Below are 10,000 nucleotides of genomic sequence, written 5' to 3' on the forward strand. Positions count from 1 at the left end.
TAATTGTAAAAGAGAATCAATTAAATCAAAAATGGTTTGAAGATACATTGAAAAGATCATTTGAAAATTATTATGAACCTTTTGATATGATGCTATATTGTGAAGACCAAAAAAATAGTGTCTTAAATATTGATTCGCTTTTTACAGAATACAATAAATATCCGGAAGGAATTAAAAATGATTCTATCAAAACGTTTCTTTTCTCAAGAAGCGATGCTACTAACAAAGCTAGAATTACTATTAAAGATTCTTCAACATATAAAGAAGTGGACTTCAAAGTGATTTTAGATGAGAATTAATTTTTTAACTCCAAAACCTAAAATATAAATCCCAAATTCAAATAGAGTTTGGGATTTTTCTTTATTTTGTAAGTCAAAATTTAGCTATGAAAAAATCTAAGAAACAAGCAGCCGTTGGTTTCATCTTTATTACCGTTTTATTAGATGTTATTGGATGGGGAATTATTATACCTGTTATTCCAAATTTAATCAAAGAACTAATCAATGGCGATATTAGCGAAGCAGCAAAATATGGTGGTTGGTTAACTTTCGCTTATGCGATTACCCAATTCATTTTTGCGCCCGTGATAGGAAATTTAAGTGATAAATACGGAAGACGCCCCGTATTGTTAACTTCTTTGTTCGCTTTTTCTTTAGATTTTTTATTGTTAGCCTTTGCGCCTACAATTACATGGTTATTTGTTGGTAGAATTCTGTCTGGAATAACCGGAGCAAGTTTCACCACCGCTTCTGCTTATATTGCCGATGTAAGTACACATGAAAACAGAGCTAAGAATTTTGGATTGATGGGAGCGGCTTTTGGATTAGGTTTTATAATTGGTCCAGTTTTAGGTGGACTGTTAGGGCAATTTGGAACAAGAATTCCTTTTATTGCAGCCGCTATTTTGTGTATGTTAAATTTTCTATACGGTTATTTTATTTTGCCAGAATCACTAAGTAAAGAGAAAAGAAGACCGTTTGAATTAAAAAGAGCAAATCCAATTGGAGCTTTTTTACATTTGAAAAAATACCCAAATTTAATCGGATTAGTATTGGCTATTTTTGTTCTTTATGTAGGTTCACATGCGGTACAAAGTAACTGGAATTACTTCACCATGTACCAATTTAATTGGACGGAAAAAATGGTAGGAATTTCCCTTGGAGTCATCGGATTATTAGTCGGAATTGTTCAAGGAGGTTTAATCCGTTGGATCAATCCAAAAATTGGAAATGTAAAAAGTATTTATTTCGGATTAGCATTATACACTATCGGAATGTTCTTATTTGCTTTTGCAACTGAAAGTTGGATGATGTTTGTTTTCTTAATTCCTTACTGTTTAGGAGGAATTGCAGGGCCAGCCTTACAAGCCGTAGTTTCAGAACAAGTACCTCCATCAGAACAAGGCGAAATTCAAGGAACTTTAACGAGTTTAATGAGTGCTTCTTCAATTGTAGGTCCACCGATGATGGCATCCGTTTTTTATTATTTTACTCACGATGAAGCGCCTTTTTTATTTCCAGGAGCACCTTTTATTTTGGGAGGAATTTTTATGTTGATTAGTACGATTTTAGCTTACCGAACACTGAAGAAAAACCATTCGAACTAGTTATTTCAAATACAAATAATGATTGCTATAATCAATAATTGCCTTTCCTTTTAGTAAAATATCGGCACCAATAATGCCATCAACGGGTTTGGTTTTGTAATGACGAAGCGCATCATTTACGTGACTCATATCAAATACAATTAAGTGGAATTTGTGGTTTTTCCATCTGCCCAATTGAATTTCATTATTCTTTGCCAATTGGGTTTCAATTCCAGTAGCACCAGCACCAGCAGCTTTAGTTTCTGAAAATTGGGCATCTAATTTGAAGTGTTCAATACTTTCAAATCCTACACAACTGTTACTTGCTCCGGTGTCTAAAATAAAGTTGCCTTTTACGTCATTTATCTTTCCTTTGATTAATAAATGTTGGGTTTTTAACACCGTAAATTTTATCTTTTTATATTTTTTCCCTTTTAAAAAGTCTTGTAAATCTTCCATACTTCAAAAGTAAATCAAATTTCTGAATCAAACTTTGTAACTTTGGCGCTTTGTAATCAAAAACGCAAATGATACTTACCGATACCCATACTCATTTATATTCAGAAGAATTCGATTTAGATCGCAACGAAATGATGCAAAGAGCCATTAATGCTGGCGTTTCTCGTTTTTTTGTTCCTGCTATCGATTCTAATTACACATCTAAAATGTACGAATTAGAGAGCCAATATCCTGAAAATGTGTTTCTAATGATGGGTTTGCATCCAACGTATGTAAAGGAAAATTACTTGGAAGAGTTGGCGCATGTAGAAAAAGAACTGGCTTCGAGAAAATTTTATGCCGTTGGAGAAATTGGAATCGATTTGTTTTGGGATAAAACCTTTTTGAAAGAACAACAACATGCTTTCAAACACCAAATTCAATTAGCGAAAAAGTATAATTTAGGAATCAATATTCATTGTCGTGATGCTTTTGATGAGGTTTTTGAGGTTTTAGAAAGTGAAAAATCGGATGATTTATTCGGAATTTTTCATTGTTTTACGGGTGATTTGGATCAAGCCCAAAGAGCGATTTCGTTAGGAATGAAATTAGGAATTGGAGGAGTAGCCACATTTAAAAACGGAAAAATCGACCAATTTTTAAATGAAATCGATTTGAAACACATTGTTTTAGAAACCGATTCGCCATATTTAGCACCAGTTCCATATCGTGGAAAACGAAATGAAAGCAGTTATACTTTATTGGTAGCGCAAAAGTTAGCCGAAATTTATCAGTTGCCTGTTGAGGAAATTGCAAGAATTACTACAGAAAACTCAAAACAAATTTTCGGAATTTAACCTAAAATAAAGTTTCAATTCATAAAATTTTTGTTCTTTTGTGAATTGTTTTCAAAATAAATATGACAAAGTTCGATTCTATTCGCCCTTATTATGATTCTGAAGTAAACGAAGCTTTAAAGTCTTTGTTGCATCATCCTATGATGAAGGCCATGATGGATTTTACGTTTCCAGAAGTAGAAGATGATGTTTGGAAAGAACAATTGAGTAGAACCCATTCTATCCGTGATTTCCAAGTTAATTTTGTTTATCAATCCATACAAAGAGTTTTAGAAAGAAGTTCAGAAGGACTTACGACTTCTGGTTTTGAGAAATTAGAGCCTAATACTTCGTATTTATTTATCTCCAATCACCGCGATATTATTTTAGATACTTCTTTGTTGAATGTTTCTCTGATTGATCATGGTTTGGTGATGACAGCTTCTGCTATTGGAGATAATTTGGTCAAGAAAGATTTTCTTTTAAAACTTTCAAAATTAAACCGAAACTTCCTTGTTCAACGTGGTTTATCGCCAAGAGAGTTATTGCAAAGTTCTAAGTTAATGGCGGAATACATGTATCATTTATTGTCGAAAGAAAATCGTTCGGTTTGGATTGCCCAACGCGAAGGAAGAACGAAAGACGGTAACGATGCAACCCATCAAGGAGTTTTGAAAATGGTTGGAATGGCAAATGATGAGGTCAGAATTATGGACTTTTTCAAGAAATTAAAAATTGTTCCTGTTTCTATTTCTTATGAATACGATCCAACAGATGCTTTGAAAATGCCACAATTAATCGCGCTTTCCAAAGACGAAGTATATATCAAGGAGAAAAATGAAGATTTTATTACTTTGTTAAGTGGAATCATTGGGCAAAAAAAACGTATTCACATTCATGTAGGTGATGTTTTAGAAAACGAATACGAAAAAATTATTGCCGAAAACGATAACAATAACAAGCAAATTCAAGCTTTGGCACAAGTAATTGATGATTCTATTTTGCAATCGTATAAATTATGGTCAACGAACTTTATTGCTTATGATATTTTACATAAAACAACTCGATTTGAACATTTGTACAACGAAAAAGAGCGTCAATTGTTTGAAAGAAGATTAGAAATGCGAATTGATGCCGACAATGAAACCATGAAAGAAGGGTTTTTGGCGATGTACGCAAATCCGGTTGTGAATAAATTGAAATACACTGATGACATCTCATAAACCAAAAATACTTTTAATTTACACCGGTGGAACCATCGGAATGGTAAAAGATTTTGAAACAGGAGCTTTGAAAGCTTTTGATTTTAATGAGTTGTTAAGCCGAATTCCAGAATTACATTTATTAGATTGTCAAATTGAAACCATTTCATTTGATGTGCCCATTGATTCATCGAATATGAATATTTCCAATTGGCAAAAAATGGCCAAAATTATCGAGGAAAATTATTCGAAATTTGATGGATTTGTAGTTTTACATGGTTCGGATACGATGTCGTATAGTGCTTCTGCATTAAGTTTTATGTTGGAAGACTTAGCAAAACCAGTAATTTTCACGGGTTCGCAATTACCAATTGGTGATTTAAGAACCGATGCTAAAGAAAATCTGATTACTGCTATTCAAGTAGCTTCGCTTCAAGAAAATAAAAAACCAGTAATTCAAGAAGTGTGTTTGTATTTCGAGTACAAATTATACAGAGGAAATCGTACTACAAAAATCAGCGCAGAACATTTTAATGCTTTTACGTCACCTAATTTTCCTGAACTAGCGGAATCTGGCGTACACTTGAAAGTAAATTATGACGTTATTCTGAAGCAAAAAGCAAATAAAAAGCTAAAAGTGCATACTGATTTTGATGATAATGTAGCAATTTTAAAGATTTTTCCGGGTATCAATCAGAAGGTTTTGACTGCTTTTTTTGCAATACCAAATTTAAAAGGAATAGTTTTAGAAACGTATGGTTCTGGAAACGCTCCAACAGAAGATTGGTTTGTGCAGACTTTAGAGCAAGCAATTCGCAATAATATTCACATTATCAACGTTACACAATGTAGTGGAGGTAGTGTTTCGATGGGGAATTACGAAACCAGTACACAATTAAAAAATATAGGTGTAATTTCAGGTAAAGATATTACTACTGAGGCTGCCATCACAAAATTGATGTATCTTTTAGGTCAAAAAGTGTCTCACAATGTGTTTAAGACTATTTTTGAAACAGGAATCAGAGGAGAAATGTTGTAAAAATAACATATAAAATTTTTATACATGAGATTTTTTACGTTATTTAGCACCCTTAAAATCGAGTATCGTTTCGATAGAGAGGTGGCCGAGTGGTCGAAGGCGCACGCCTGGAAAGTGTGTATACTCCACAAGGGTATCGAGGGTTCGAATCCCTTCCTCTCTGCAGAATGATATTAATTTTAAAAATTTTATAAATATTTTTATATCTTTAAACCCAATTAACTAATTAATTTTAAGAACAAAAGCGATGAAAAGATTATTTTCTATTTTAGCAATCACGGGGCTTATGACTTTTGGAAATGTTCAAGCTCAAGATTCAACTCAAGCAGCAGCTCCTGCTACAGAACAAGTAGCTGATACAACTGCAACAGTAGCAACTACAGATGAGGCTACAGCAACAACTGATGAAGCTGCAGCAACTGAAGAAGCTACTTTTACTCAATCAATGAAAAAACGTTTCATTGAAGGAGGTCCAGTTTGGATGTCTCCAGTATTATTGTGTTTAATTCTTGGTTTAGCAATAGCAATTGAAAGAATTATTTATTTAAATCTTTCTTCTATCAACACTAAAAAATTTGTTACTGATGTTGAGTCAGCTTTAAATTCTGGTGGTATTGAAGCGGCTAAAGAAGTATCTAAAAACACAGCTGGTCCAGTTGCGTCTATTTTCTATCAAGGTTTAGAGCGTTCTTCTCATGGTTTAGAATCTGCTGAAAAATCTATCGTTGCTTACGGTGGTGTTCAAATGGGACAATTAGAGAAAAATGTTTCTTGGGTTTCTTTATTTATCGCTCTTGCACCAATGTTAGGTTTCTTAGGAACTGTAATTGGTATGATTGAGGCGTTTGACCAAATCGAATCTGCAGGATCTATGGAGCCATCATTAGTAGCTGGAGGTATTAAAGTAGCGTTATTAACAACGGTATTTGGACTTATTGTAGCGATGATTCTTCAAGTTTTCTACAACTACATTACAGCTAAGATTGATTCTATCGTTAACGATATGGAAGATGCTTCTATCAGTTTAGTTGATATGTTGTCAGATTATTTCAAAGAGAAAGTAAACAAATAATACATTAACAAATTATTGTTATGAACGTATATAAAATTTCAAAAATTTTAGTAATCGTAATTGGAATTATTGCTTCTATTTTATTCATATCAAATTTAGGTATGGAAGTATCATTAGATAATAATTCTTTTGTTGTAGATTACTTTATTTATCTGTCTTACTTTGCAATGGCAATTGCTTTTTTCTCTGTTATTTATTTTGTTTTTAAAAATTTAATTACTCATAAAGATCAGTTAAGAAGAGCATTAATCTCTCTGGGGTTATTTGCTGCTGTAGTTTTGATTGCTTTTATTTTGGCAGATAGTACAGAGATAAAATTAAAAGACGGAGAAATTATTTCTTCAATGTCTTCTAAGTTAATAAGTACTAGTTTAAATACATTTTATATTCTTGCTGTTGTTTCAGTTGGAGTATTAGCTTGGACTGGTTTTTCAAAAATTAAAAGATAATAGATCATGGGTAAAAAAAGAGGTGCACCGCCAGAAGTGAATGCAGGTTCTATGGCAGATATTGCATTCTTACTTTTAATTTTCTTTTTAGTTACTACCACAATTGGAGTAGATCAAGGAATTAATAGACTCTTACCTCGTTATGAAGAGAACCCACCTGTTCCACCTATTAATGAAAGAAATATTTTAACAGTTTTAGTTAATAAAGACAATCAGTTACTTGTTGAAGAGAAATTGGTTGACCTTAAGGACTTAAGACAAACTGCTATTGATTTTCTTGAAAATAATGGAAAAGGAACATGTTCATATTGTAATGGAAAAAAAGATCCAAATTCATCTGACGGACCTGATGAAGCGGTAATTTCATTAAATAATGACGGGCAAACTACTTATGAAACGTATATCGCAGTACAAAATGAATTAGTAGCTGCATATAACTTTTTAAGAGATAGAGAATGTAAGAAGCGTTACGGTATGACTTTTACAGAAATGGAATACATTTATAATGATCCAGCTTCTAAAGCTACCGAAGGTTTGGTTGAAGATTTAGAACCAAAAGTTAAAAAGATTCAAGAATTGTTTCCAATGAGACTTTCAGAAGCAGAGCCAAAAAAACAATAATATAATATTAAGAAAGTATGTCTAAATTTAAAAAGAAAAGTACAGGTGATACTCCTGCGATTTCAACAGCGTCTTTACCTGATATTGTATTTATGCTTTTGTTCTTCTTCATGACAGCTACCACTATGAAAGATAGTGACTTGAAAATTGAAAATACATTGCCAAAAGCTAACCAAACTGCAAAATTGCACAAAAAAGAGTTTGTAATGTATATTTACGCTGGTAAACCAAGTGAGCGCTATAGAGCAACTCTTGGAGGTTCAGATCGTATTCAATTAGCTGATAAGATGGCTTCGCCAGCTGACATTAGAAATTTTGTAATTTCTGAGAGAGCTCAGCGAAATTCTGACGATGAAAAGTATCTTACTGCATCTTTAAAAATTGATAAAAATGTGAAGATGGGTTTGGTAAGTGCTATCAAGTTAGAATTACGTAAAATAGAACAATTGAAAGTTAATTATACAACAACACAAGGAAATCCTGTTGAATAGTATTTTTATTTTATAAATAAAAAGGTACGCATTTGCGTACCTTTTTTTATTATTTTTATAAAAAAAATATAATGCGATTACTAGTATCTCTTTTTTTCATTTTTTTTGTATCAATTGGTTTTTCTCAATCTGAGACAAAGCCTGTTGTAGATTCTCTTTTTAGAGAGGATCAATTTTATGTTTCGATATCATACAATATTTTACAAAAAACACCTGATAATTTTAATCAGTATTCATTTTCAACAGGTTTATCAGCTGGTTTTTTAAGAGATTTTCCTATTTCTGAAAACAGACATTGGGCCATTGCTCCCGGTATTGGTTATTCGTTTAATGATTTAAAACAAAATATTGATTTTTCTTCTATTTCCGACAATACATCTACAGAGATTGTTAAAAGTAGAATTCTATTACATTATCTTGATTTCCCTTTAGAAATTCGTTGGCGAAATGCGACTCCAGATAGTCATAAATTTTGGAGAATTTATGGAGGTTTTATGGCAAGTTATTTAATCAATGGTAAGTTTAAATATGAAGGAGATTTAGGTTCTGGAACAGAAAATATAAATGATTTGTTGAATAAATTTCAATACGCCACGTATTTAACTTTCGGATTTAATACTTGGAATGCCTATATTCATTACGGTTTAAATCCTTTTTTTGATAAAAATAAAACAGCCACGGAAAACAATGTAACTACATTGAAAATTGGTTTGATGTTTTATATTTTATAACCAATATTGATACAAAAACAACTGTGGTCCAGCTCCAATTATTATTCCTGCAATAAGTTCTGGATACGTATGTGCTTTCATATATAAACGTGAAGAGGCTACTAAACCAATACTAACAATACAAAATGCCACAAGATTTATAAAAGGAAGTTGGTAATACATGCACAGGCCAAAAATAAAGCACGTTAAGGCACTAATTCCAATCATATGTAAACTGGCTTTGAATTTTAAAATAACGCTAGCTAAAACGATTACACTACTTAAAAAGCCACCAAGAAAAAAGAAATACAATTCTGCAACAGTATCTTTTGAAACACTGAATTTTATTAAAATAAATAATAAAATAGCTTGAACAGCTATTGGCATTTTTCTCTCGCTAATGCTGGCTTCAGTAAATGAAGAAACAACTCCTAAAGATCGAAATAGAAAATACATTGATAACGGTAACAACAAAGTTAAAATCGTAACTTGAACTAGTGTTACTATTATTTGGGACTTGTAAAAGAAAGAATTGGCAATTAAAAAAAAAAATAAAGTGCCATATAAAGACACAAATATGGGATGAAAAATATAGGAAAAAACAGGTAATATTTTTTTTAAATCCATATTCTTAGATTTTTTTTCTCAAACGTGCTACAGGGATATCTAGTTGTTCGCGGTATTTTGCGATGGTTCTTCTAGCAATTGGATAACCTCTTTCTTTCAAAATTTCCGCTAACTGATCATCTGGTAAAGGTTTTCTTTTATCTTCTTCCGAAATAACTTGTTGTAAGATATTTTTAATTTCGATAGTTGAAACTTCTTCACCTTGATCGTTTGTCATCGATTCACTAAAGAATTCTTTGATTAGTTTTGTTCCGTATGGTGTATCAACATATTTGCTATTGGCTACACGAGAAACCGTTGAAATATCCAATCCTACCATATCAGCGATATCTTTTAGAATCATCGGACGAAGTTTGGTTTCTTCTCCTTCTAAAAAGTATTCTTGCTGATAAAACATTATCGCATTCATGGTCACATACAATGTTTCCTGACGTTGTTTAATCGCATCAATGAACCATTTTGCCGAATCTAATTTTTGCTTGATAAATTGCACTGCATCTTTCTGCGAACTCGATTTTTCAGAAGTGTCTTTATAACTCTGTAACATTTCCTGATAATCTTTAGAAACGTGCAATTCTGGTGCATTTCTTCCGTTTAACGAAAGTTCTAGCTCGCCATCAACAATTCGAATGGTAAAATCAGGAACAATATGTTCTACCGCTTTTTGATTGCCATCGAAACTTCCTCCTGGTTTCGGATTTAGTTTTTCAATTTCATCAATAGCTTTGCGTAATTGCTGTTGGGAAACATCGAATTTTTGTAGTAATTTATCGTAATGTTTTTTGGTAAAAGCATCAAATTGTTGCTCAATCACATTAATAGCTAAACTAATCGAATCCGATGGTGTTTTGTGTTTTAATTGCAGCAACAAACATTCTTGTAAATCGCGTGCACCCACACCTGCTGGCTCTAAGTCTTGAACTAAATGTA

At 32.3% G+C, this 10,000-nt stretch carries 13 protein-coding genes and 1 tRNA gene; 11 read left to right on the forward strand and 3 right to left on the reverse strand.

Annotation, left to right across the window (positions count from 1 at the left end; genetic code table 11):
* Positions 1 to 299 (forward strand): hypothetical protein (locus LDL23_RS02910; protein ID WP_291264371.1); only part of this gene is annotated, 299 nt, incomplete at its 5' end.
* A gap of 86 nt (positions 300 to 385) precedes the next feature.
* On the forward strand, positions 386 to 1,606 hold the full coding sequence (locus LDL23_RS02915) for a TCR/Tet family MFS transporter (protein ID WP_291264372.1): 1,221 nt from the start codon (positions 386 to 388) through the stop codon (positions 1,604 to 1,606).
* Here the strand turns inward: LDL23_RS02915 and LDL23_RS02920 are convergent, their stop codons facing one another.
* On the reverse strand, positions 1,607 to 2,044 hold the full coding sequence (locus tag LDL23_RS02920) for a retropepsin-like aspartic protease (protein ID WP_291264373.1): 438 nt from the start codon (positions 2,042 to 2,044) through the stop codon (positions 1,607 to 1,609). It abuts the gene before it with no gap.
* A 68-nt stretch (positions 2,045 to 2,112) separates the two neighbouring features.
* Here LDL23_RS02920 and LDL23_RS02925 point away from each other — a divergent pair, with 68 nt between their 5' ends.
* From LDL23_RS02925 to LDL23_RS02965, 9 genes are all read left to right on the forward strand, one after another.
* Positions 2,113 to 2,880: a TatD family hydrolase gene (locus LDL23_RS02925; RefSeq protein ID WP_291264374.1), complete on the forward strand. Its 768-nt coding sequence runs from the start codon at positions 2,113 to 2,115 to the stop codon at positions 2,878 to 2,880.
* A 62-nt stretch (positions 2,881 to 2,942) separates the two neighbouring features.
* On the forward strand, positions 2,943 to 4,082 hold the full coding sequence (locus tag LDL23_RS02930; protein ID WP_291264375.1) for a 1-acyl-sn-glycerol-3-phosphate acyltransferase: 1,140 nt from the start codon (positions 2,943 to 2,945) through the stop codon (positions 4,080 to 4,082).
* The gene (locus LDL23_RS02935; RefSeq protein WP_291264376.1) at positions 4,069 to 5,100 is read left to right on the forward strand and encodes an asparaginase; all 1,032 of its coding nucleotides are present in this window, start codon (positions 4,069 to 4,071) and stop codon (positions 5,098 to 5,100) included. The genes LDL23_RS02930 and LDL23_RS02935 overlap by 14 nt, the downstream gene beginning before the upstream one ends.
* Before the next feature lie 75 nt (positions 5,101 to 5,175).
* Positions 5,176 to 5,263: transfer RNA gene (locus tag LDL23_RS02940), tRNA-Ser, on the forward strand.
* 84 nt (positions 5,264 to 5,347) lie between these two features.
* Positions 5,348 to 6,172, forward strand: coding sequence for a MotA/TolQ/ExbB proton channel family protein (locus LDL23_RS02945; RefSeq protein ID WP_291264377.1), 825 nt, complete (start codon positions 5,348 to 5,350; stop codon positions 6,170 to 6,172).
* 20 nt (positions 6,173 to 6,192) lie between these two features.
* Entirely contained in the window at positions 6,193 to 6,621 is a 429-nt protein-coding gene (locus tag LDL23_RS02950; protein WP_291264378.1) for a hypothetical protein, read from the forward strand.
* 6 nt (positions 6,622 to 6,627) lie between these two features.
* Positions 6,628 to 7,242 (forward strand): biopolymer transporter ExbD, encoded by a 615-nt coding sequence (locus tag LDL23_RS02955; protein WP_291264379.1) that lies wholly within the window; start codon positions 6,628 to 6,630, stop codon positions 7,240 to 7,242.
* A 17-nt stretch (positions 7,243 to 7,259) separates the two neighbouring features.
* Positions 7,260 to 7,733: a biopolymer transporter ExbD gene (locus tag LDL23_RS02960; protein ID WP_291264380.1), complete on the forward strand. Its 474-nt coding sequence runs from the start codon at positions 7,260 to 7,262 to the stop codon at positions 7,731 to 7,733.
* A gap of 71 nt (positions 7,734 to 7,804) precedes the next feature.
* Positions 7,805 to 8,464, forward strand: coding sequence for a porin family protein (locus tag LDL23_RS02965; RefSeq protein ID WP_291264381.1), 660 nt, complete (start codon positions 7,805 to 7,807; stop codon positions 8,462 to 8,464).
* On the opposite strand, the gene LDL23_RS02970 is transcribed toward LDL23_RS02965, so the two are convergent.
* Both LDL23_RS02970 and rpoN read right to left on the reverse strand, forming a co-directional pair.
* A complete protein-coding gene (locus tag LDL23_RS02970) occupies positions 8,459 to 9,070 on the reverse strand; it encodes a hypothetical protein (protein WP_291264382.1) in 612 nt (203 codons plus the stop codon). The two genes, LDL23_RS02965 and LDL23_RS02970, sit on opposite strands and share 6 nt — an antisense overlap.
* Positions 9,071 to 9,074: 4 nt before the next feature.
* On the reverse strand, positions 9,075 to 10,000 hold a 926-nt coding region (rpoN, locus tag LDL23_RS02975; protein WP_291264383.1), incomplete at its 5' end, for an RNA polymerase factor sigma-54.

This window comes from Flavobacterium sp., from assembly GCF_020217025.1.
In the GTDB taxonomy this organism is placed as follows: domain Bacteria; phylum Bacteroidota; class Bacteroidia; order Flavobacteriales; family Flavobacteriaceae; genus Flavobacterium.